Consider the following 21,988-nt stretch of genomic DNA (forward strand, 5'->3'; position numbering starts at 1 on the left):
AAAAAGAAGGCTTCGAAGTACTCAGGTTGCCTGCGGACGCTCATTGAGGCTTGCTCCATTCCAGAGCCTTAGAATTGCCTTTACAAAAAGAGCGCGTGCCTGGTACAGGCACGCGCTCTTTTTAAATTAAAGCTGGCTTTATATTAGTTGTTGACAGAGATAAGCTCTACGTCAAAAATAAGGGCGGCATTGGGTCCAATATCCGCTCCGGCGCCACGGGGACCGTAGGCCAGGTTACTTGGGATGAACAGGCGCCATTTGTCGCCTTCTTTCATAAGTTGCAAGGCTTCCGTCCAGCCGGCAATTACCCCATTTACCGGGAAAGTGGCCGGCTCGCCGCGCTCATACGAAGAGTCAAACACGGTTCCGTCAATAAGGGTGCCGTGGTAGTGGGTGGTCACGTGGGAGGTCTTGGTAGGTGTTTTACCCGAGCCGCTTTCCAACACTTCATATTGCAAGCCGCTAGGCAGGGTTTTAACGCCTTCCTTAGCTTTGTTGCTTTCTAAGAAGGCCTCGCCCTCTTTTTTGTTTTGCTCACCACTAACCCCGGCAGAGGCCTGCTGTTTCTCCTGCATCTGCATCTGCAACTGCATCATAACCGACTGAATCTCGTCCTGGTCCAGTTTGGAAGGTGAGCCTTTCAAGGCTTCGGTCAGGCCAAATAATAGAGCCTGGGGCTCAATTTCAATTCCTTGTTTGGCGAAGTTGGCAGCCATATCTCTACCAATAATGTAGCTGATCTTCTGTGTGAGGTCTTTTAATTCCATAGTTTAATATTTTGCTAAAGGTACGGTTTCTATTTGGAAAGGTATAAAAGTAAACAGGAGGCCTTCCGTTAGGAGGGCCTCCTGCTGTTATATAAAAAGGGAGGTTACAGGTAAATCACCGGTTCTTCATCAGATAAATCTAAGGAGATTTTCTCCTCAAAGAACCACTTTGAAACCAGGAAATAGAGCACCCCAATGGCAAAAATAGAAGAGATAGTAGAGATGGTTTTCATGGCTTTCTGCTTTAATGGTTTTATACTATAAACGAAAATCATATGACTAGGTTTATAAGCTTGGGCAATGGTCTAGATGTATAAGTGGTTTAAATTTTAAGTATAAGTAGTTGTCTTAAAAGTGCTTGAGGCGGTTATTGAAAGTAGTTGTGAAGGTAAGACTTTGTGAATTTAACTTTTCCCTTTGGTACCCTTGATCTCAACCCCCTCCTTATTTAATCCCCTAGCACCATGCGTACAAGGCATAGGATGCGAGATCGCTTTTGAAGAAAAAGTGAAAACCGCTAAAGTTTGCTACTGCCATTAAAAAAGGGAGCCGGTAACTACCGGCTCCCTTTTTTCATTCCAAAGACTCAGAACTCACTAGATTACATATTGCGGCGATATTGGCCACCTACTGAGAACAGCGCGTTGGTGATTTGGCCCAGAGAGCAATACTTAGAGGCTTCCATCAGTTCCTCAAAGATGTTGCCGTTCTGTACCGCCACTTCTTGCAGGCGTTTCAGATGCGCGGGAGCAGTTTCCGCAAAGCGGGCGTGCAGTTCTTGTAGCATGGTGATCTGGTATTGCTTTTCCTCCTCGGTCGCCCTGATCACCTCAGAAGGTAACACGGTAGGAGAACCGGTGCTGCTCAGGAAGGTGTTCACGCCAATGATAGGGTATTCGCCGGTGTGCTTAAGTGTCTCATAGTACAGGCTTTCTTCCTGGATCTTGCCACGCTGGTACATGGTCTCCATGGCGCCCAACACGCCACCACGTTCGGTGATGCGGTCAAACTCCAGCAATACTGCTTCCTCTACCAGATCGGTCAGTTCTTCAATGATAAACGAGCCTTGCAGCGGGTTCTCATTCTTAGCCAGTCCTAGTTCGCGGTTGATGATCAACTGAATAGCCATGGCACGGCGCACCGAGGCTTCGGTAGGCGTGGTAATGGCCTCATCATAGGCATTGGTGTGTAGCGAGTTACAGTTGTCGTAGATCGCGTACAGCGCCTGCAGCGTGGTCCGGATATCGTTGAAGTCAATCTCCTGCGCGTGCAGGGAGCGGCCCGAGGTCTGGATATGGTATTTCAACATCTGCGAGCGGGCGTTGGCGCCGTACTTCAGTTTCATGGCCTTGGCCCAGATTCTTCTGGCCACGCGGCCAATCACCGCATACTCTGGGTCAATGCCGTTGGAGAAGAAGAAGCTCAGGTTAGTCGCAAAGGCGTTAATGTCCATGCCGCGGCTCACGTAGTACTCCACAAACGTGAAGCCGTTGGCCAGCGTGAAGGCCAGCTGCGAGATAGGGTTGGCGCCCGCCTCCGCAATGTGGTAGCCCGAGATGGACACCGAGTAGAAGTTCCGGACGTTGTGGTCAATGAAGTACTGCTGCACGTCTCCCATTAGGCGTAGCGCGAACTCCGTACTGAAGATACAGGTGTTCTGCGCCTGGTCTTCTTTCAGGATATCGGCTTGCACCGTTCCGCGGACCGAGGCCAGCGTGCGCTCTTTGATCTGCGCATACAAGTCTGCCGGTAGCACCTGGTCACCTGTCACGCCCAGGAGCATGAGGCCTAGGCCGTCGTTGCCGTCTGGCAGTGGTCCCTGGTAGGTAGGGCGTTTTTGGCCTATTTTTTGGAAAATAGCCTCAATCCGCTGGTTTACTTCCTCCTCCAGACCGTTCTCTTTGATGTAGAGTTCACACTGCTGGTCAATGGCGGCGTTCATGAAGAAGCCCGTGAGCATGGCGGCCGGACCGTTAATGGTCATGGACACCGAGGTCATGGGGTGAGCCAGGTTGAAGCCCGAGTAGAGTTTCTTGGCATCGTCCAGACATGCAATGCTTACTCCGGAGTTACCAATCTTTCCGTAGATATCCGGGCGGAGATCTGGGTCCTCACCATATAAAGTAACGGAGTCAAAGGCGGTGGATAAACGCTTGGCTGGCAATCCTTTACTAACGTAGTGGAAACGACGGTTAGTGCGCTCTGGCCCGCCTTCACCAGCGAACATACGGGTGGGGTCTTCGCCTTCGCGCTTGAACGGGAATACACCGGCGGTGTAGGGGAACTCGCCCGGCACGTTCTCCTGCAGGTTCCATTTGAGCAAGTCGCCCCAGGCCTCATAGCGGGGCGTGGCAATCTTGGGAATCTGTAACTGGGAAAGGCTGGTGGTGTGGGTGGCAATCTTCAGGACCTTGTCCCTCACCTTGAACTCATAGAACTCGTTTTTGTAGCTCTGGCGTTTCTCGGGCCAGCCTTCCAGCAGTTTCTTGTTCTGCCCGTCCAAGCGCAGGGCGGTTTCCTCGTAGGCGTATTCCAGGCCTTTGATCAGGCGGTCCTTGTCCTCTACCTCAATAGCCTGAATGGCTTCAATGGATTGCCGGATGCCGTACAGTTTCTGAGCCACGCTGGCCTGATCCAGTACCCATTTATCATAGGCGCGGTTGTTCTCCGAGATCTCAGAAAGGTAGCGCGTGCGGGCAGGAGGGATGATGTAGACTTTCTCAGACATCTCACCGCTGGTGCTCAGGTTGGAGGCAAAGGCCACGCCGGTTTTCTCAGAGATCTTGGCAATCACGGCCTTGTACAGGCGGTTCATGCCTGGGTCATTGAACTGCGAGGCAATGGTCCCGAACACTGGGATGTCATCATCGTTCACGTCCCAGAGCTGATGGTTGCGCTTGTATTGTTTCTTGACATCGCGTAGCGCATCCAGGGCCCCGCGCTTGTCAAATTTGTTGAGGGCGATGATATCCGCAAAATCCAGCATGTCAATCTTCTCCAGCTGGGTGGCGGCGCCGTACTCTGGCGTCATCACGTACAGGCTGGCGTCTGAATGCTCAATGATCTCGGTGTCTGACTGGCCAATGCCCGAGGTCTCCAGAATGATCAGGTCAAACTGGGCGGCCTTCACAATGTCCACGGCGTCCTGAACATATTTGCTCAAAGCCAGGTTGCTCTGGCGGGTAGCCAACGAACGCATGTACACTCGGCTGTTGCTGATGGCGTTCATCCGGATCCTATCACCTAGCAAGGCCCCGCCGGTTTTGCGCTTAGACGGGTCCACAGAGATAATGGCGATAGTCTTTTCCGGAAAATCGGCCAGGAACCGGCGCACCAGTTCATCTACCAACGATGATTTACCGGCCCCGCCGGTACCAGTGATACCCAGCACCGGGGGTAGCAATTTGCTGGTTGTTTGATTCCAGGGAATCTACTCCGGCCAGCAGTTGCTCTTTTACCTTGGCATATTCCTCCGGGAAGTTCTCGGCGGCGGAGATAAGGCGGGCAATGGACTTAATGTCTTTTTCTTTCAGGTGTTTCACCTCACCGTTCAGGTTCTGTCCGGTAGGGAAGTCGCATTTCTGCAGCATGTCATTGATCATGCCCTGCAGGCCCATGGCGCGCCCATCGTCTGGCGAATAGATGCGGGCAATGCCGTAGCCGTGCAGTTCCTCAATCTCAGAGGGGAGGATCACACCGCCACCGCCGCCAAAGATGCGGATATGGCCGCAGCCGCGCTCTTCCAGCAGGTCATGCATGTACTTGAAGTACTCCAGGTGACCGCCTTGGTAAGAAGTGAGGGCAATGGCTTGGGCATCTTCCTGAATGGCGCAGTCCACGATCTCCTGCACGGAGCGGTTGTGGCCCAGGTGAATCACCTCAGCCCCAGAGGCCTGGATGATACGGCGCATAATATTGATGGCCGCGTCATGGCCGTCAAACAAAGATGCCGCCGTGACAATGCGGATATGGTTAACCGGTTTGTAAGGTTGTACAGAAGTAACTGACATTTGTTAGGTAGCTGGTGAACGTTATGCGAAAGTACGAATTTTCCAGTAGAACCGTAGAAGGGCCTGCTTTCCCAGAAGGAAAGGCAGATTGCTGCCAAGATGAGTAATTTTTGCCTGTTTTCGGGAAAACGGCCACTAAACGGGAATTGTTCATTTACACACCTCCCGCCACTCCTTATTTACGTAGTTTTGGGCAAGAACCCGCTCTCTATGGATATCTTACCGGCCCTGCCTTTCATTCCCATTCTAGAAATAATAGGAACCTTTGTCTTCGCGATCAGCGGTACGCTCACTGCCGCCGACAAGAAGCTGGACCCCTTTGGCGCCGGGGTCATTGCCTTTGTGACCGCCCTGGGCGGAGGTACCCTGCGCGATCTGCTCTTGAACCTACGGCCCGTCTGGATTCAGGAAGAGCATTTATTGATTACGGTGTTGGCCTCAGTGGTGGTGGCGGTGCTGTTCCGGCGGAAAATTGTAAAGTTTAGGCGCACCATGTTTTTATTTGATACGGCCGGGATTGCTTTGTTTACCGTGCTAGGCATGGAGAAGGCCTTGCGGGTAGGGGTGTCGCCGCTGATTGCCCTGGTGATGGGCGTGGTGACGGCGGTATTTGGCGGCGTAGTGCGGGATATCCTTTGCAATGAGATCCCGCTTATTTTCCGGAAAGAGATTTACGCCACGGCCTGTCTGGCGGGCGGCGGCACCTACCTGCTCATGCGCCTGGCACCGGTTCCTGCGGGAATTCCCATGGGAGTGGCCATCTTAATCATTATTCTGGTCAGGCTGCTGGCGGTCAAATTCAAATGGTCCTTCCCCAACCTGAATCCTTAATGAGTGAGTGAGTGAGTGAGTGAGTGAGTGAGTGAGTGAGTGAGTGAGTGGCGTTTTGAAGCTGTTTTTGGGAAAAAGGGCCTAAAACGGAAATTGGAAGGACGGTAGGTGGAAGTTGTTTAGGTAGTGCCTACTTCCTTCAGAATTTGTGATTTGATTTGCCCCATACTATACCAGGGCTACAAAGTGGAGGGTTTACCCCAACCAAATAGCTATAAAAAACCAACCTTCTGACAAGCCGAATTCTTTTGACTAATGGCAGGTTCCTTCATTTTATGGCGCAACCGTAGCAGCGTTCAAAAAAGAAAGTAGACCGTAGATTGGTACCGGAATTCTTTATGCCAGAAGGTTGGTACTCTGATAGGCTATTCTAAAATCTTCACAGCTACCGGATCCAGGCGGTTGCCTTCTTTTACTACTTCTACTTCTACCTTGCCACCTTCTTTCAGTTGGTCAAAGGCCACCGCCTCGCCGTTGCGGGTAAGCGTGGTGGTTTCTGTGAAATACAGCTCTAATACTTTATCATCATTGGTTTTTACGTAGATCTCAGACTTGTCTGCTTCTACTTCCTTAATGGTGCCTTGGTAGGTGCCAGACTCTACTACATCTGTTTTATCTCCGCAGCCATAGAAAAAAGGCGCTACCGCAAATAAGGCGGGCAGGAACATTTTCGTGATTTTCATGAGCAGTTTTATTTTGTTAGTGAAAAGTTAAATATAGGTTTTATTTACTATTTTATGGTAGATACCCTCGTCTTTACAGCTTGAACTGCAGCGTGACGTAGTAATTGCGGGCGTCTGAAGGGATTATTCCCGGGCCCGGGTAGGCCGTGGCCCGGCGGGTGAAGTAGCGGTTATCTGTGAGGTTATTAAGGCCGGTTTCCAGGGTGAAACGCTTATAAGTGTAGCTGCCAGACAGATCCATGACCCAGTAAGCGGGTATTTTCCCGAAGACGGCGGTGGGTTCACTAATGCTGTTGGAGGCGTCTGTGTATTGCTCAGAGGTGTAGGCATATTGGTAGGAGAGCTTGAAATTCCCCTTCTTAAAGGAGGTTCCTGTTTTGGCGATAACAGCCGGCGCCAGCTCTACTTTTTTGCCTTTGAAGATTTCCTCTTCTATCAGGTAATCGGCGTCTACCAGGGTCAGGTTGGAGAATACAGAGAGGCTGGTTTTGTGCTCTTTTCCGAAAAACAGCTTCAAAACGTCGGCCTCCACAAATGTTTCCACGCCCCGGTTTCTGGACTTGCCTATGTTGGTGCGCAGGAGGTAATTGGTATACAAAACCTCATCTTTCTGCGGCCTTAGGCCAATGCGGTTGTCATACACCAGGTTGAAGAGGCTGATGTCAAAGTTCACTACTTCGGCAATGCCGCCGCGGGTGCCCAGGTCCAGGCTGTAGCCTTTCTCATCTTGCAGGTTCTGGTCAATTCTGATGTTGGCGTTCACAATGCGCATGTCATTGAAGTTGATGGCGCGGTAATTCTGGGAGAAATTTCCGTAGACTTCCAGCTGGTCAGAGGGCTTAAAGCTAATCCCCAACCCGAAGAGGACTAGACCCCGGGTATTGAGGCGATTTTCCTGCACCCGTTCCTCTAGTAAGATGTTGCCTGCTTGGTCACGGTTCTCCACGTCATACCTTCCCTGGGCCCGGGTCCTGATCCACTCATAGCGGAGGCCCGGGGTGACGCTTAATTTTGACGTGATGTTGAAGATGTTCTCCGTGAACACCGCCAGGTTACGGCTGGGGTAGTCATAGTCTGAAAGGCTGGGGTTGCCGTTGTCTGGGTAATACCTGAAATCCGGGCCTGACCCGGCAGAGCCATTGCCCTGTTTCTGGTCTGTAAAGCCATGGTAGTAGCGGGTTCCCACCAAAAAAGTGGAGGAATGGCCCAAAAGGGTATACCTGTGAATCAGGCGGGTCTCGTTCCCGAAGTTCCTGAATTTGTCCTTCAGCAGCAGACGTTCCCCCATAGGGTCGGGCCGGTTGATTTTCTCCAGGTAACCCAGGGCCTTGCGTTCGGCCACCAACCCGAAGTTGCGCACGTTCAGCTTGGTACGCTCGCCTAGCCGGTAGTCCAGTGACAGCGAAAGCAGGTTCCAATTCACAGCAAACCAGTTGCGGTCACGCACCGACTGGCGCGGGTCTGCCGCAAAGGCCGCGTCAGTGAGGCCACCTGGCTGCTGAGCCAGATAGTCCATGTAGGTGTAATCCAGCTTCACCTCAAGTTTTTCTGAGGGCTGGTAATGGAGGCTTCCGAACGCGGTGTGCACGTTAAAACCGGAGTTAGGCCGCCAACCGTCGCCGCGCTTGTATTGGTAGAACCCGTAAAAATGGAACTGGCCTTTTTGGGCCGCCACGCTGTTGAAAGAGCTGAACAACCCAAAGGAGCCACCGGTCTGGCGGCTCACCAGCTCAAAGGACTTTTCTTCTGGGGCTTCTTTCATCACAAAGTTGAGCATGCCGCCAAATTGAGTACCATACTGCAGAGAGGCTGCTCCCCGTACCACTTCAATGCGGTCCAGGGCCTCGGTAGGAGGGGTGTAGTAACTTTCGGGGTAGCCCAGGGCATCGGCACTGATGTCATAGCCATTCTGGCGGGTATTGAAGTTGGAGGTACGGTTAGGGCTCAAGCCCCGGCCACCAATACCCAGCTGCAGGCCGGCCCCGTCGCTTTCCCAGATGTTGAGTCCGGCCACCTTGGCAAATACCTGCCGGCTGTTGTTGGTGGCCAGGTTACCGGTCACATCGCGCATATTGATCACCTCGGTTTTCTTGGCCTCATAAATGGCAGTGCCTTCAGTGGACCGCAGGCGTGACACCCCCAGGTCTTTAGCCCTTTCTGAGTTTACCTTAACCTCTCCAATAGTGCCTTCCAGGGGCTTGAGCGCGAATTCCAGGGTAACATCTGCGTTGGTGATGGTGATTTCCTGGGTTTGGGTGGTCAGGCCCAGGCTGAAGGCGGTGAGGGTATAAGTGCCGGCCTTTAGGTTCTTGATCTGGTAATTTCCTTTTCTATCGGCTTTGGCAAAAGTGCCGTTGTTCACCAACAGCACCTCGGCCTCTGCCGGGGCCTGGTTGGTGGCAGTGTTGGTGATGGAGCCTGTAATGGAATAGGTCTGTGCCAGCGTTAACTGTAGGCTGCCTATCAGGAAAAGGAAGGTAAGGAGTAGGCGCATGTTATTTGGTTTGGCCTGCAGCGGTAGGCTGCGGCGCTTTTTCTGCAAAAGGTAAAATCCAAGGTTTGTGCCGGAAGCTCTCCTGGGCGTTGGCCAGGTTAAACTGCGGGTCAATAAGCAGGCGGCTGCCCCGTCCGTTCATGGCCACGTAAGCCTCAGCGCGAACCTGCGGGTTGGGTAGGCCTTTGGCTTTGAAGGCATCGCGCAGCAGGTGGGCATATTGCAGGAGCATGTCTGGTTGGGTGGCCACCATTTTTTCCTGGTTCACGGTAAGGTAATCACGGTTATTGATTTCGGTTTCCTGGCCGGTGCGTGGGTCCCGCACATAAAAGAAGGCCGTTCCGGTCTTTTCCATGAGCATCACGCGCCACGAAAAGCGGTAGCCCTGCTCGGTCCAGAACAGGTTGTCTGGGTACAGCAGAAAGCGCCACGGCACCAAAACCTGCACTACAAAATGCAGGGCCAGAAACCCCATGACCAAGCCAGGAATAGGTTTAGAGTACGGAACCGGAGCCGATGCAAAGACAGGTTTGCTGCGGGCCAAACCGCGGAGGAACTGCAATACCTTTTCATGGAAATCTGCCGAGAAGAAGACCAGCGTGCTCATCATCATGATGTAAGGGAACATGCCAATCTGGAACAGCACCGCCGTGAGCACATGAAAGACCACCACCGTGACATACGCCAGCGGCCGGCTCTTGCGCCAGCTCAGAAAGAAGGGAATGGTCAAGTCATAGAATGCCCCAAACCAGCAGAACAGATAAGCCACCCAGAGCTTATCCAACAAGGGCCCAATAAGGGGCAGGTGCGTGTGGGCTGGAAGCCAGTACCGTAACGGCATAGCTTCCAGCAGCCAGTCTGGGTTCAGTTTGGCCACGCCGGCAAAAAAATATACCATGCCCAGTTGCAGCTGGAAGATCAAGATAGTCCATCGGGGCACCTGCTTTACCCAAAGCGAAGGATTCCGGAGAACATCCAGGGAGAAATGCCGGTGCGCCGGTACCATGATCATTAAAAGGGCCACCACGCTCACAAAGTAGTAGTGGTTGAGGTAATTGGTTTTGTCTATGAGCTCCACATATGTGAAGCTGAGGAAAAACAATACCGCCGACCACCGGTAAAAAAGGCCCAGCAGAATGCCCAGGGCGGAAAGCGCCATCAAAATAAAAAGAAGGTGCATGCCGGTCTGGCCCAGGGGTTTTACCCATTCAAAACCATAGAACGGGAAGTAATACTTAGGGGTCACATACAGTTCCTGCACCCAGCCTTTGGCCATGAACCGCACAATACTGCCCAGCATCATCATCCCGAAGATAATGCGGAAAACCGCCAGCGGGGCGGCGGAAACCGGGGCAGAAAGGGTGGTTCTCAGATTGCGCAGCATAAAGACTGGTAAGGTTTAGTCGCCGTCGTTGTCAGTGTAAGTGATGGTCACCCCTAAGGCGGCAGGAAGGTCCGTTTTGGTGAGGATGATCAATTTTTGCAACTCTTCATACAGTTTGTTTACCGCCGGCAGATTGCTGTTCACCGCCTGGTCCAGTGGGGCCGGAACGGCAGCTAGGGCCGTGAGCGCCGCATTGAACTGTTGGTTAATGACTTCCGCCAGCGTGAGCCCGTTGTATTTTTTGGCGGCGTCTACGTGGTTCAGGTAATCATCCAGGCCGGGTCCGTTCACGCCAGCGGCCGTTTGGCCCAGGAAAATAGCCTTTTGGGCATTAAGGTTACGCTCCAGCAAAGCCAGGGAGGTATGGCTGTAATAGGCTTCCACGCGTTCAGGCTGCGGGGTGCCCGCGGTAAACTTACCGGCCGGAATTCCCACTTTGGTGCGCTTAGAAAGGTCTATCTCAAAGTTAAACTGGTTCACCAGGTTGCCCACCGCGCTGCCTACGGCAGTTCCACCTGACTCTTTGAAGTTCTTGGCATAGGAACCGGTAGTCCAGCCGGTGTAGGTAACATCTGCCGCTTGTTTTACCAGGGTGGTAAGGTCTTGCAAGTATTTTTTGCGGTTGGCAGCGTTGGTAGCAGTGGTGTATTGGTCTACAACAGCTGCTTCACTGGCCTGGCCATACAGCAGGTAATCCAGGGCCGGGAATCCTTTGGCAGATAAATTGGCCGTGGTCTGCAGGTTGTAGCTGCCGGCGCTGATGTTGCTTTCTATCTGGCTGGTGGTGGTAGGGAAGATGTTTAGGTTGGTGCGCAGCATCTGCTCATCGGCGGGGCCGAATTCATAGAGGCTTACTTCCTGCCAGGCTTGGTAAGCTTCCTGGTACTCTTTGCGGGCGGCTGCCAGGGTGGTAACGGATGGGCTGGCGGTAAAGGCGGTAATGGCATTGGCCATGCCATCGGTTTCTGCTTTAAACTTCTGGTAGCCTGGTATGATAAGGTTATCTGCGTAGTTGGTCAGCATGGCCTTGCGGTCATATTCTGAACCGGGGGTTACCTCTTCACTGGAACTGCAGCTGGCTATGGCCGCCAGGCAGGCTAGGGCAGCGGCATAGGTATAGTTTCTTAGTTGAATCATAGGGTAGGGTGAAATAAAAGCAAAGAGCAGCAATTACGGCATTTGAGGTGCCATAACTACTGCTCTAATTATTGTTGAAGGGAAATATAGATCATTTTTAAAGCTGGGATTTTATGTTATCCATACCGTAGGCGGTACTGATCACGTTCACGGCGGCAGTAATGTCAGCGGCGGTGGTGTTGTAGAAGTTGGTGCCAATTTTGGTCATGACTTCATTGTACTGCGCGTCAGAGATCTTACGATCTGTCTTGTACTTCAGGCTCATGATAAACCCAAGGGCTTCAGACAGGTAATGGCTTTTCTTTGCTTGGTCTGCTATGTTGGCTTTGGCGGCATTGAGTTCCAGGATGGCCGAAGCGGCTACAATTCTTTCCCACTCGGTGCGCAGGGTGGCAATGGCGGCGTCTTTGCCTTTTGCATCTTTGGCAGAAATAGCAGCACGTCCTTTCAGGAAAGCATCCATCATGGTTTTGTTGCTACCCAGGCTAGGGTTTACCTGGTTGCTGTAGTTAGCCCAGAACTTAAGGCCGGTCACGTTGGTAGGGAAATCAATTGGGGCCCCGAAATAGCCGAACGCCTCATCAAAATGGTGCTCCAGGGTTGTGCCTTCGCCGGGGGTAACGGTTACGTTATCAACAGAAGGGCCGGTTTTAGAAGGAGTGAGGTAAGACTCAACTGCCTGGAAATAGAACACGGCGCCCATAAGGCCTTTCTGGATCACCTGCCCCGGCTCCACGCCGTTGGCATCTACCAGATATTTTGAGTTTTCAGCGGTGGTTAACAGGCCTGCTTTGCCGTTAAGGGCAGGGGTGCCAGCAGAAAGGCTTGCCCCAGCGGCAACGTTGAAATAATTTTCTATTACGGTTTGTGCAGATAGAATAGTCTTGTCCTTTAACTGCTTGCCCGAAGTGTTCAGAGCGGCGTCAGCGAACGGAGCGTTTGTATTGGCATACATATTCTTCATTTTCTGCGCATCCAAAATCGCCCCGGTGTTTCCGGTTCTCACGTAAGTGTTCAGCTCGGTCAGCATAGCCAGGCGGGCTGTCTGGCCGGAATAATTCACGTTCTGGAAATTATAGGTAGTAGGGATGGTGTAAGAAACCTCATCTTCTTTATCATCTGAACAAGAAGAAAAAAGAGCACATACTGCCAGACCAGCTACGGCCATTGACTTATAAGTAAAAGAGAACATCATTTAAGTGGAGGGTTTATTTAGACTGATTAAAAATATGACGCAAATCTAGTAGCCCCACCTTTATAAGGCAAGCGTTGTTTAGAATAATTTTAAATAAGAGAAGACAAGGGAAAACCTCAAGATTGGTTCTTTACATCTTGCCAACGTCATAATGATGATATGAACTAATCTGCTAGGGTTTAAGGCTCAGGTGTTTTAGCGCCAAAAAGAAGGGGAAGACAATACGGATTGCAAGAAGTGCGACCTTTAGGAGCATTGTCATTCAAGCCAAAATAGATAATTAAGCCTCATTTCATTTTCTTAAGTCGGAAAGGCCTCCCTTTTTTCTTCCAAAGGAGCACTTTGATTGTTTGTAAACCTATTGCCAATAATTTTGGGTTAAACTTTGATGGAACCTGAGCCTATAGAAGCCACTTTTGCCGCTCATCTCAAGAATCCTGTTTTAAGCCTGTTTTTCGGAAAAGGAGCTTAAAACAGACTTTTACCTACAGGCATACTTGGTTCAAAAGGAAGGGTCTTTCTATAGAAATTATCTTTGCTTGAGGTTGAAGGCTAATAACTTACGAAGATGGAATAGGTATAGCTATAGTATGGAAGCGCTTCTAAACCTACTGGGCAAGTACTGCTTGGGCCTTTTGTGGATGGCAGTTACTATTTGGCCAGTTATTTCTGCCCAAGCGCAGGGCAGTGTCCAAAATGATAAAGCAGGTAGCTCCATTTCTTACATATTAGTGCACCCATTTCATACAGTCACAGGGGTAAGCCACCAGGTTTCCAGCACTTTGGTTTTGGGAGCAGAGACTGACCAGATACAGGCAGTGCAGGTTACTGTGCCGGTAAAAAGCTTTGACAGTGGTAACAGGGCCCGCGACAAAGACATGCGAAAAACCACTGAGGCCGATACTTATCAAGAGGTGACTTTTAAAAGCACCAACCTCACCCAAACTTACGGAAGCCTACAAGTGCAAGGTCAATTAGGGTTCCATGGGGTAACCAAAGACATTTCCTTTGAAGCTACTTTTCAGCAGAAAAACAGCAATCTTGTGGTAAAAGGGCAGTTCCCGATAAGCCTGGAAGCCTATCAGATTAAACGGCCGTCTATCTTTAAAATGAAAGTTAAAGACGAGCTTACGGTCAAATTTCAAATGGTGTACCCTTTGGCAAAGCAAGGGAACTGAGCCTGAATCCCTGGTCCATAATATGATATATATCACTTTCAGCAAATTGAGGGGTTTTTTGTTTGATTTTGGCCAGACGGCCGCCTAGTTTAACCCGGTGTAAGAAGGTATTTAAGTCTTGCACGTAGTCAAGTGAGCAGGAAGCTGGTAGTGCTGGTAATTCTGGCGATAATAGTGGCCCTACAGGTGATGTATGTGCTGCAGGGAAGAGAAACTGAGCAGGCGTCCCAAGGCCCAAAAAAAGCGATGTCCTCAGAAATAATGGCTGCCCGGTATCTGGGCAGCGAGTCTTGCAGGACGTGCCATGAGAAAGAATTCAAGGACTGGAAAGGCTCAGACCATGACCTGGCCATGCAGAAGGCTACTTCTGAATTTGTGCGGGGCAATTTCAATAACCAGGTCTATGTGAGCCAGGGCGTCATCTCCCGGTTTTACCAGAAAAACGGGAAGTATTTCGTGCATACCCAGTGGCCCAAGGGCGTGTATGATGAGTTTGAGATCAAATTCACCTACGGCGTTTACCCGTTACAGCAGTATTTGGTGGAGCTTCCGGATGGGAAACTGCAATGCCTGCGCACCGCCTGGGACAGCAAGCAGAACAAATGGTTCGACCTGTACCCCCACACCAAGGTAAACCCGAATGAGTGGCTGCACTGGACCAGAGGCGGCCTCAACTGGAACACTATGTGCGCCGACTGCCACTCAACTGACGTGCGTAAAAATTACCTTCCGGAGCTAGACTCCTTTGCCACCACCTATTCTATTATAAACGTAAGCTGCGAGTCTTGCCATGGCCCGGGCAGCACGCACGTGAATTTCGTTGCCTCCAATAAGGGGAAACTGCCCCAGCCTTATGATGCCGCGCAGCATCTGCACCAGACCAAAAGCCTTACCTCTAAAGAGCAGGTAGACCAATGCGCCCGCTGCCACGCCAGAAGAGAGCAAATTACTCCTGCCTTTGACCATACCGGAACGTTCATGGACCACTATGTGCCGGCCGTTTTACGGGATGACCTGTATTACCCAGACGGTCAGATAAAGGAAGAGGACTATGAATACGCCTCATTTCTGCAAAGCAAGATGTATATGAACGGCGTAAAATGCGCCAACTGCCATAACCCCCACAGCCTTAAGCTGGTGAAGCCCGGCAACGCCCTGTGTGGGCAATGCCATTCCCTTAAAAAGTTTGAGGCCACCTCGCACACCTTCCACGCGCTCAACACCGAAGCTTCCCAATGTGTCAACTGCCATATGGCGGGCACCACCTACATGGGCAATGACTTCCGGCGGGACCATAGTTTCAGGGTTCCCCGGCCAGACCAGAGCGTCTTGTATGCCACGCCTAATGCCTGCAATAACTGCCACAAAGAAAAAACCGCCCAGTGGGCCGCCACTGCAATAGAGAAAAGGTACGGCAAAACCCGTAAGCCCCATTTCTCAGATGTCCTTACCCTGGCCAGCACCCGCACGCCAGCCTCTGCTAAAGGGCTGATGAGATTGCTGCAGGACAAAAAACAGCCGCCCATTGTAAAGGCTACGGCGCTCTGGTACCTGGGCCAGGTGAAGAAGGACCAGGAATCTGTTTCGGTGTTTGCCAGAGCTCTAAGCGACCCGGAGCCTATCATCAGGTATGCGGCAGTGAAAGAACTCACCGCCTTTCCGCAGGACCAAACCCAGGAGTACCTATTACCTCTTCTCAAAGACCCCACGCGGTCGGTGCGGATCGCGGCCGCTGATGCCCTGGCGGGAGTACCAGAGATAAATTTGCCAGCAGACCTGCAGACACCGTTTAGAAAAGCTACCTGGGAACTGGAAACAAACCTCAGGGAACGGGCAGATTTCCCGGGCGGTCAAATGGAGGCGGGCCAGTACTTTGAGCGGAAAGGGGAGACCGGAAAAGCCGAAGTGGCCTACCAAAGGTCTCTTTCCATTGACTCACTCTTTAACCCCGCCCGGCTCAACCTGGCCTACCTCTACAACCGGCAGGGGAGTAATGAAAAAGCCATTTCGCTGTTTAACCTGATCCTGAAACAGGAACCTGCCTACGCCGAAGGGTATTATTCCCTGGGACTTTTGTACGCCGAGATCAAAAAGCTGGATTTGGCCCTGGTCAACCTGAAAAAGGCCACGCAGCTGGATAAGAACAATACCAGAGCCTTGTATAACCTGGGCTTGGTCTACCAGCACTTAAAGCAAACTGAAGCGGCGGAACAAACTTATCTCAAAGGTTTGCAGGTAGAACCCAATTCCTTAGACTTAGGGAATGCCCTGGTTATATTATATGTGCAAACGAATAAACCAGACAAGGCCAACCAGCAACTAGCGCTTCTGCTGCAAAAACACCCTGGTAACGCGCTTTTGTTGCAAATGAAGGAGTACCTAAGTGCGAAGCGGAATTAGGGGAGAGGGATTAGTAGTCTTTAGATACTCTAGCCAAGTAAGAATCTTATTTTAGGGGAAATAGAATCAATTAACTCAGAAGACAGGAGGAATTTACTGGTAAGGTCTTCCATTAATGTGGAATTGTTTATTTAACCGATGGCGATTGCCGTTGGCCTAAGGCTAAAAATTACACTTTATTTTAATATGTTAGTTCTTCAGGTAAGGCTTTTTAAATTTATATGTTTTGAGCCTGTTTTAAGTAAAATAGCCCTAAAACAGAATTTCCTTGTAAGTCTTTGCATCACCCATCAAAAGTGATAGTAATACCAGATTCAATTATTCTCCAAATCGTCAAGCCAATCAATATATAGACAACTGCCACATTATAAAAAACTATTTTAACATATTTTTTTGATTCTTCGTTTACTGTATCGGAATTTTCAGGCCAGAAGAATGGCAGAAGTAAAATTAGTGAAATTCCGAATTGATCCCAGAATTCAGTTGGATTGCTGAGGTCTGCTCCGTCTTTGAAATCAGCATGAGATTCATACTTTTTCAAATCGGCCCTGACTTCCTTTAAGTATTTCCAGTGAAACACTTTTTTTACCTGCAGTACCAAAACTGTTGCAACAAACAATATTAATAAGACTTCCATTTTAAATAATTAAACAAAAACGCTCATTAACTTTTGAACGAAATTATTCGATTTATCTTCCGTAATTATAATGCTTCAAACTTCTTGAGTAATAAAGAAAGATCCCCAAAGCTGATTCCATTCCCAAGATAGTATTTTTCAGATAAACCCTTTTGAAAAGACTGGAACAACTATCAGCTTATGAGAGAGTAGAAGATGCCTTAAAAACCCAGAGTCTGCTCTACTAAATTTTCTCCTTAAAAAAGTCCTGCTCTGTTTTGGGCACGTTTTCCGGAAAACAGGCTCAAAACGGTTCTGCAGGTGTGAAAAAGTAGCCGCCCCAAGGCCAAACCCGTTCCGGCACCCCGCTTTATTTTGTATCTTTGCTCTTTGTAATAGATTCCTATGATGAAGAACATCCGCAATTTTTGCATTATTGCGCATATTGACCACGGCAAAAGTACCCTCGCTGACCGTTTACTGGAGTTTACTTCTTCCGTTACGGAGCGGGAGATGCAAAACCAGCTTTTAGATAACATGGACCTGGAACGGGAACGCGGCATCACGATCAAGAGCCACGCCATCCAGATGAATTATCATTATAAAGGCGAAGACTACGTTCTTAACCTCATTGACACTCCGGGCCACGTAGATTTTAGTTACGAAGTTTCCCGGTCTATTGCCGCCTGCGAAGGTGCGCTTCTGATTGTTGATGCCAGCCAGGGAATTGAGGCCCAGACCATCTCCAACCTGTATCTGGCCATTGGCAACGACCTGGAAATCATTCCGGTCCTGAACAAGATTGACCTTCCGCACGCCATGCCCGAAGAGGTAAGCGACCAGATTATTGATTTGATTGGCTGTGAACGCGAAGACATTGTGCATGCCTCAGGTAAAGCCGGTATTGGTATTGCTGAGATCCTGGCCGCTATCTGTGACCGCATTCCAGCCCCTAAAGGTGACCCAGATGCTCCTTTGCAGGCCCTGATCTTTGACTCGGTCTTCAACTCGTACCGCGGTATTGAGGTGTACTTCCGGATTATGAACGGCACCTTGCGCAAAGGCGACAAGGTAAAGTTCATTGCCACGGGCAAGCAGTATGAAGCCGACGAGATTGGCGTACTCAAACTAAACCAGGAACCCCGCCAGATTATGGGTGCCGGAAACGTGGGGTACCTCATCTCTGGTATCAAAAACGCCAAAGAGGTAAAGGTAGGGGATACCATTACCCATGCTGCTAACCCAGATACTATCCAGATACAGGGTTTTGAAGAGGTAAAGCCCATGGTATTTGCCGGTATCTATCCGGTGGAGACCACGGAGTACGAGGAACTGCGCTCTTCCATGGAAAAACTGCAGTTGAATGACGCCTCCCTGGTTTGGGAGCCTGAAACCTCGGCTGCACTTGGCTTCGGTTTCCGTTGCGGGTTTTTGGGCATGCTCCACATGGAGATTGTGCAGGAGCGCCTGGAACGCGAATTTGACATGACCGTGATCACCACGGTACCCAGCGTGCAGTTCAAGGCTTTCACCACCAAAGATGGCGAAATTAAAGTGAACGCCCCGTCTGAGATGCCGGAACCTAACTTTATAGACCACATAGAGGAGCCGTTCATCAAGGCCCAGATTATCTCCAAAGCCGAGTACATTGGGCCGATCATTTCCCTTTGTATGGACAAACGCGCCATTCTAAAAGCCCAGAACTTCCTGACCTCAGACCGCGTGGAACTCATCTTTGAGATGCCCCTGGCCGAGATCGTGTTTGACTTCTTTGATAAACTGAAGACCATCAGCCGGGGCTACGCCTCCCTTGACTATGAACTGATCGGTTTCCGGGAGTCACACATGGTCAAGCTGGACATCATGCTCAACGGCGAGAAGGTAGATGCCTTGTCTGCTATTGTGCACCGTGATAAAGCCTATGACTGGGGAAAGCGCCTCTGTGAGAAACTACAGGAGCTGTTACCACGCCAGATGTTTGAGATTGCCATCCAGGCCGCCATCGGGCAAAAGATCATCGCCCGTGAAACCGTGAAAGCTTTGCGTAAAAACGTATTGGCCAAATGCTACGGTGGTGACATTTCCCGTAAACGGAAGCTCCTGGAAAAGCAGAAGAAAGGTAAGAAACGTATGCGCCAGGTAGGTAACGTGGAGATTCCGCAAGAAGCCTTCTTAGCCGTTTTGAAGCTAGATTGATATATTCTTCCAATGACACAAAAAAGCCCCAGCTTAATAGGTTGGGGCTTTTTTGTTATATTTAAAATGTAATCCTCTTCTCTGGTAATGCTCAAAGAAAAGCTAAAACTAGCTGCCTGGCTTTTAAATTCTATTGTCCTCCTGCTGACTTTGGTAGTTGGTACATTAGCTTTTATACTAATGACAGATAAAGAGGCATTATTGGATCAAGAAAAAGAAGGGTGTGCCACAATAAATGAGGAACCTCTGGTTTGTTTTAACATACCCGAAGAGGTGACAAAAAATGAAACTGGCAGAGCCCTTTACCAAACTAATTGCACCCCATGCCACGATTTCTATTCAACTGTTGTAGGCCCACCATTAGCAGGTATTCAAAATCGTCATTCCATTAAGTGGATTCATGCTTTTATAAGAAATTCAGCTGAAATGATAGACAGAAAGGATTCTGCAGCGGTATCCGTTTATCAGCTTTATGCTAAACAACAAATGCCAGCTTTTGCTTTTTCACAAGCTGAATTGGATTCCCTCTATGATTACGTAGCAGCCCAGCCCATTCAATAACTACTAAAAGAGAATTGAAATTTAGGCGTTAATGGTTTTTAAACTGTTTTTATGTAAAAGAGCCCTAAACACCCAGTTCTAGGATTCTTCATTCCTACATCATTCTAGATATACTTTATTGGTAAGCCGTTTAAGCGCTTCATCTAAAGCGCGTCATATTGGTTCACAAGATCCTTCCAGGATGACGAAAAGGGAGTAGGGTACCCTGGAACTAGCTATTAGTGAGATTGTAAATATCCTTGATTTCCTCCAAAATCTGCCTGAAGTTGATTTCCAGATCTATGATTTTGCCGGTATGGAGGTCAAATACCCAACCGTGTACCTCGGGGTAGCCAGTAGCTTGGTAACTCAATTGCATAGCGGCAGTTTTAATAACATTTGTGCATTGTTCTACCACATTCAACTCTACCAAGCGCTCATAGCGGCGTTCCTGGTCTGTAATGGCATTCAATTCATTTTTGTGATGCCGATACACATCTCTAATGTTCCTGAGCCACGGGTTTAATATACCCATGTCTTTGGGTTGCATGGCAGCCTTTACACCCCCGCAGTTGTAATGCCCGCAGACAATGATGTGTTTCACCTTTAGGTATTTAATAGCATAGTTCAGCACCGACATCACGTTCAGGTCCACGTTGTTGACCAGGTTGGCCACGTTGCGGTGCACAAAGGCCTCGCCAGGCCCTAAACCCATCACTTCCTCGGCGGTTACCCGGCTGTCTGAGCAGCCAATATACAGGTATTCAGGGTTTTGCTCTTTGGCCAATTGGCTGAAAAAGTCTTTGTTACTGCCGGTTTTCTCCGCAATCCATTTACGGTTATTCTCAAATATCTCTTCGTATGAGGGCATAGCTCTTGAATAATTGATTTTTCGGTTCGTGGTAAAAGTAATAATTAGTACTGAAATCCGCCGCTTGGGTTTTGACGGAGGTAACCCAATGCCAGGCCAAGCGGCTTTCCCTTCCTTCTACCGTTCACCTATTTAACAGGATTCTTCTTCTACTAGGGTATACCTAGGAAACGTCGCTGTTAGTTTAAATAACTAAAAAAAGAGCTGGCACTTTCCGTAAGGCCTTGTACTTTTGGGCCTTCGTATCACTTCTTCATTTCCAGTACCTATGATTCTGTTAGACGGAAAGAAAACCTCCGAAGCCATTCAAAGTGAAATTGCCGCCGAAGTAGCCCAAATAAAAGCCGAAGGAGGGAAAGCCCCCCACCTAGCTGCCATCCTGGTGGGCAACGACGGCGGGTCCATGACCTATGTGAACAACAAAGTACTGGCCTGTGAGCGCGTGGGCTTTGAGTCTACCCTCATTCATTATGACACTGAGGTAACCGAAGAAGAACTGTTAGCGAAGATCAAAGAGATTAACCAGGATGATACTGTTGACGGCCTGATTGTCCAGTTACCCCTTCCCAAGCACATCAACGCCAACCGGGTGCTGGAGGTAATGGACTATAAAAAAGACGTAGACGGGTTCCACCCGGTCAACGTGGGCCACATGGTAGTGGGCTTGCCATCTTACCTGCCGGCCACGCCCTACGGCATCATGGAACTCCTGGACCGCTATAAGATTGAGACCAAAGGCAAGCATTGCGTAGTGGTAGGCCGAAGTAACATTGTAGGTCTGCCCGTGAGCATCCTTATGAGCAAGTGCACCTTCCCCGGCGATGCCACCGTTACCATCTGCCACCGCCACACCGTAGACCTGGCCTCCCACACCCGCCAGGCAGATATCCTGATTGTAGCCGTGGGCCAGCCCCTAATGATCAAGGCAGATATGGTGAAGGAAGGAGCCGTGGTCATTGACGTAGGCACCACCCGTGTGCCAGACGCCACCCGTGAAAGAGGCTGGCGCCTGCGCGGGGATGTGGACTTTGACAATGTGGCCTCCAAATGCAGCTACATTACCCCGGTTCCCGGCGGCGTAGGTCCCCTCACCATCTCCATGTTACTGAAGAACACCCTTCGGGCCGCTAAGAAAGAAGTACACGCGTAACCCACTTATAAAAGAAAAGCCGCTCTGTTTTAGAGCGGCTTTTCTTTTATAAGTGGGTAGTTGTTGGTTGTTAGTGTTTAGTTGTTAGGGGAAGTTTTGAAGGAATATCAGTCTTCAGTATTTTACGTTTTGGGCCTGTTTTCTGAAAAACGGCCTCAAAACGCAATAACGTGGTTCCTTCTCCCTCAGGGAGAAGGGTAGGATGAGGGGAATTGCTCCCAACTGAAAAGAAAGAATTCCTCAGAAGAACCGGGGCATATATTCAGGTAGGGGCAATCCCTTGTGGTTGCCCTTCACGTATGCTACCGTATTAGGGCAACCACAAGGGATTGCCCCTACATCAAATTCCAAATTTTGTTACCCTTTCCTGCACAGCACTTGCTTAGAAGACCTCGTAGCGTACGCAGCTCCTGCGAGCGTCTGGGCCAATAACCCTCAATGCATCTTCTCCTGTGTAAACACCCCCTTCGCCCCCTCAAGGGGGGAGTCACTTTGTAGCAAGCGGTAATTGCGTTTTAAGCCTGTATTCTGGAAAA

17 protein-coding genes are annotated in these 21,988 nt (G+C 49.9%); 6 read left to right on the forward strand and 11 right to left on the reverse strand.

All coding sequences use genetic code 11. From position 1 onward, the window contains the following. Positions 1-143: 143 nt before the first annotated feature. From TH63_RS06240 to TH63_RS20900, 4 genes are all read right to left on the reverse strand, one after another. Positions 144-767, reverse strand: coding sequence for an FKBP-type peptidyl-prolyl cis-trans isomerase (locus tag TH63_RS06240; protein WP_048920195.1), 624 nt, complete (start codon positions 765-767; stop codon positions 144-146). 104 nt (positions 768-871) lie between these two features. Beyond that, positions 872-1,000 (reverse strand): hypothetical protein, encoded by a 129-nt coding sequence (locus TH63_RS20775; RefSeq protein ID WP_262506185.1) that lies wholly within the window; start codon positions 998-1,000, stop codon positions 872-874. A gap of 368 nt (positions 1,001-1,368) precedes the next feature. Beyond that, positions 1,369-4,170: a methylmalonyl-CoA mutase family protein gene (locus TH63_RS06245; RefSeq protein WP_394331424.1), complete on the reverse strand. Its 2,802-nt coding sequence runs from the start codon at positions 4,168-4,170 to the stop codon at positions 1,369-1,371. Beyond that, entirely contained in the window at positions 4,124-4,777 is a 654-nt protein-coding gene (locus tag TH63_RS20900) for a cobalamin B12-binding domain-containing protein (protein WP_394331425.1), read from the reverse strand. Before TH63_RS20900 ends, TH63_RS06245 begins: the two co-directional genes overlap by 47 nt. 210 nt (positions 4,778-4,987) lie before the next feature. Here TH63_RS20900 and TH63_RS06250 point away from each other — a divergent pair, with 210 nt between their 5' ends. Then, positions 4,988-5,608: a trimeric intracellular cation channel family protein gene (locus TH63_RS06250; protein ID WP_048922624.1), complete on the forward strand. Its 621-nt coding sequence runs from the start codon at positions 4,988-4,990 to the stop codon at positions 5,606-5,608. Between the two features lie 365 nt (positions 5,609-5,973). Here the strand turns inward: TH63_RS06250 and TH63_RS06255 are convergent, their stop codons facing one another. The 5 genes from TH63_RS06255 to TH63_RS06275 all read right to left on the reverse strand — a co-directional run bounded on the left by TH63_RS06255 (position 5,974) and on the right by TH63_RS06275 (position 12,501). Beyond that, positions 5,974-6,291 carry a hypothetical protein gene (locus TH63_RS06255; protein WP_048920196.1) on the reverse strand — a complete coding sequence of 106 codons (318 nt, stop codon included), beginning with the start codon at positions 6,289-6,291 and terminating at the stop codon, positions 5,974-5,976. 73 nt (positions 6,292-6,364) lie between these two features. Continuing rightward, on the reverse strand, positions 6,365-8,785 hold the full coding sequence (locus TH63_RS06260; protein WP_048922625.1) for a TonB-dependent receptor domain-containing protein: 2,421 nt from the start codon (positions 8,783-8,785) through the stop codon (positions 6,365-6,367). A gap of 1 nt (position 8,786) precedes the next feature. Then, positions 8,787-10,169, reverse strand: a complete 1,383-nt coding sequence (locus TH63_RS06265; RefSeq protein ID WP_048920197.1) for an HTTM domain-containing protein — start codon at positions 10,167-10,169, stop codon at positions 8,787-8,789. A gap of 15 nt (positions 10,170-10,184) precedes the next feature. After that, positions 10,185-11,306, reverse strand: coding sequence for an imelysin family protein (locus TH63_RS06270; protein ID WP_048920198.1), 1,122 nt, complete (start codon positions 11,304-11,306; stop codon positions 10,185-10,187). 97 nt (positions 11,307-11,403) lie between these two features. Next, positions 11,404-12,501: a DUF4856 domain-containing protein gene (locus tag TH63_RS06275; RefSeq protein WP_076606416.1), complete on the reverse strand. Its 1,098-nt coding sequence runs from the start codon at positions 12,499-12,501 to the stop codon at positions 11,404-11,406. Positions 12,502-13,142: 641 nt separating this feature from the next. Between TH63_RS06275 and TH63_RS06280 the strand changes: the two genes are divergently transcribed. After that, entirely contained in the window at positions 13,143-13,679 is a 537-nt protein-coding gene (locus TH63_RS06280; RefSeq protein WP_048920200.1) for a YceI family protein, read from the forward strand. Positions 13,680-13,811: 132 nt separating this feature from the next. After that, complete coding sequence (locus tag TH63_RS06285; RefSeq protein WP_048920201.1) at positions 13,812-16,079, forward strand: HEAT repeat domain-containing protein; 2,268 nt, start codon at positions 13,812-13,814, stop codon at positions 16,077-16,079. 283 nt (positions 16,080-16,362) lie between these two features. On the opposite strand, the gene TH63_RS06290 is transcribed toward TH63_RS06285, so the two are convergent. Then, on the reverse strand, positions 16,363-16,716 hold the full coding sequence (locus tag TH63_RS06290; RefSeq protein WP_048920202.1) for a hypothetical protein: 354 nt from the start codon (positions 16,714-16,716) through the stop codon (positions 16,363-16,365). A gap of 387 nt (positions 16,717-17,103) precedes the next feature. Between TH63_RS06290 and lepA the strand changes: the two genes are divergently transcribed. Then, on the forward strand, positions 17,104-18,891 hold the full coding sequence (gene lepA / locus TH63_RS06295; protein WP_048922626.1) for a translation elongation factor 4: 1,788 nt from the start codon (positions 17,104-17,106) through the stop codon (positions 18,889-18,891). An 87-nt stretch (positions 18,892-18,978) separates the two neighbouring features. Then, entirely contained in the window at positions 18,979-19,452 is a 474-nt protein-coding gene (locus TH63_RS06300) for a c-type cytochrome (RefSeq protein WP_048920203.1), read from the forward strand. Positions 19,453-19,663: 211 nt separating this feature from the next. On the opposite strand, the gene TH63_RS06305 is transcribed toward TH63_RS06300, so the two are convergent. Beyond that, positions 19,664-20,302 (reverse strand): carbonic anhydrase, encoded by a 639-nt coding sequence (locus tag TH63_RS06305; RefSeq protein ID WP_048920204.1) that lies wholly within the window; start codon positions 20,300-20,302, stop codon positions 19,664-19,666. Positions 20,303-20,570: 268 nt separating this feature from the next. Here TH63_RS06305 and TH63_RS06310 point away from each other — a divergent pair, with 268 nt between their 5' ends. Continuing rightward, entirely contained in the window at positions 20,571-21,452 is an 882-nt protein-coding gene (locus tag TH63_RS06310; protein WP_048920205.1) for a bifunctional 5,10-methylenetetrahydrofolate dehydrogenase/5,10-methenyltetrahydrofolate cyclohydrolase, read from the forward strand. Positions 21,453-21,988 lie beyond the last annotated feature (536 nt).

The sequence above is a fragment of the Rufibacter radiotolerans genome, assembly GCF_001078055.1.
Lineage (GTDB): Bacteria > Bacteroidota > Bacteroidia > Cytophagales > Hymenobacteraceae > Nibribacter > Nibribacter radiotolerans.

Bases quoted from the DNA above. Each gene is read 5' to 3' on its own strand.
- TH63_RS20775 (WP_262506185.1), bottom strand. From the start codon at position 1,000: ATGAAAACCATCTCTACTATCTCTTCTATTTTTGCCATTGGGGTGCTC.
- TH63_RS06260 (WP_048922625.1), bottom strand. From the start codon at position 8,785: ATGCGCCTACTCCTTACCTTCCTTTTCCTGATAGGCAGCCTACAGTTA.
- TH63_RS06275 (WP_076606416.1), bottom strand. From the start codon at position 12,501: ATGATGTTCTCTTTTACTTATAAGTCAATGGCCGTAGCTGGTCTGGCA.
- lepA (WP_048922626.1), top strand. From the start codon at position 17,104: ATGAAGAACATCCGCAATTTTTGCATTATTGCGCATATTGACCACGGC.
- TH63_RS06310 (WP_048920205.1), top strand. From the start codon at position 20,571: ATGATTCTGTTAGACGGAAAGAAAACCTCCGAAGCCATTCAAAGTGAA.
- TH63_RS06270 (WP_048920198.1), bottom strand. From the start codon at position 11,306: ATGATTCAACTAAGAAACTATACCTATGCCGCTGCCCTAGCCTGCCTG.
- TH63_RS06265 (WP_048920197.1), bottom strand. From the start codon at position 10,169: ATGCTGCGCAATCTGAGAACCACCCTTTCTGCCCCGGTTTCCGCCGCC.
- TH63_RS06305 (WP_048920204.1), bottom strand. From the start codon at position 20,302: ATGCCCTCATACGAAGAGATATTTGAGAATAACCGTAAATGGATTGCG.
- TH63_RS06255 (WP_048920196.1), bottom strand. From the start codon at position 6,291: ATGAAAATCACGAAAATGTTCCTGCCCGCCTTATTTGCGGTAGCGCCT.
- TH63_RS06290 (WP_048920202.1), bottom strand. From the start codon at position 16,716: ATGGAAGTCTTATTAATATTGTTTGTTGCAACAGTTTTGGTACTGCAG.
- TH63_RS06250 (WP_048922624.1), top strand. From the start codon at position 4,988: ATGGATATCTTACCGGCCCTGCCTTTCATTCCCATTCTAGAAATAATA.
- TH63_RS20900 (WP_394331425.1), bottom strand. From the start codon at position 4,777: ATGTCAGTTACTTCTGTACAACCTTACAAACCGGTTAACCATATCCGC.
- TH63_RS06300 (WP_048920203.1), top strand. From the start codon at position 18,979: ATGCTCAAAGAAAAGCTAAAACTAGCTGCCTGGCTTTTAAATTCTATT.
- TH63_RS06280 (WP_048920200.1), top strand. From the start codon at position 13,143: ATGGCAGTTACTATTTGGCCAGTTATTTCTGCCCAAGCGCAGGGCAGT.
- TH63_RS06240 (WP_048920195.1), bottom strand. From the start codon at position 767: ATGGAATTAAAAGACCTCACACAGAAGATCAGCTACATTATTGGTAGA.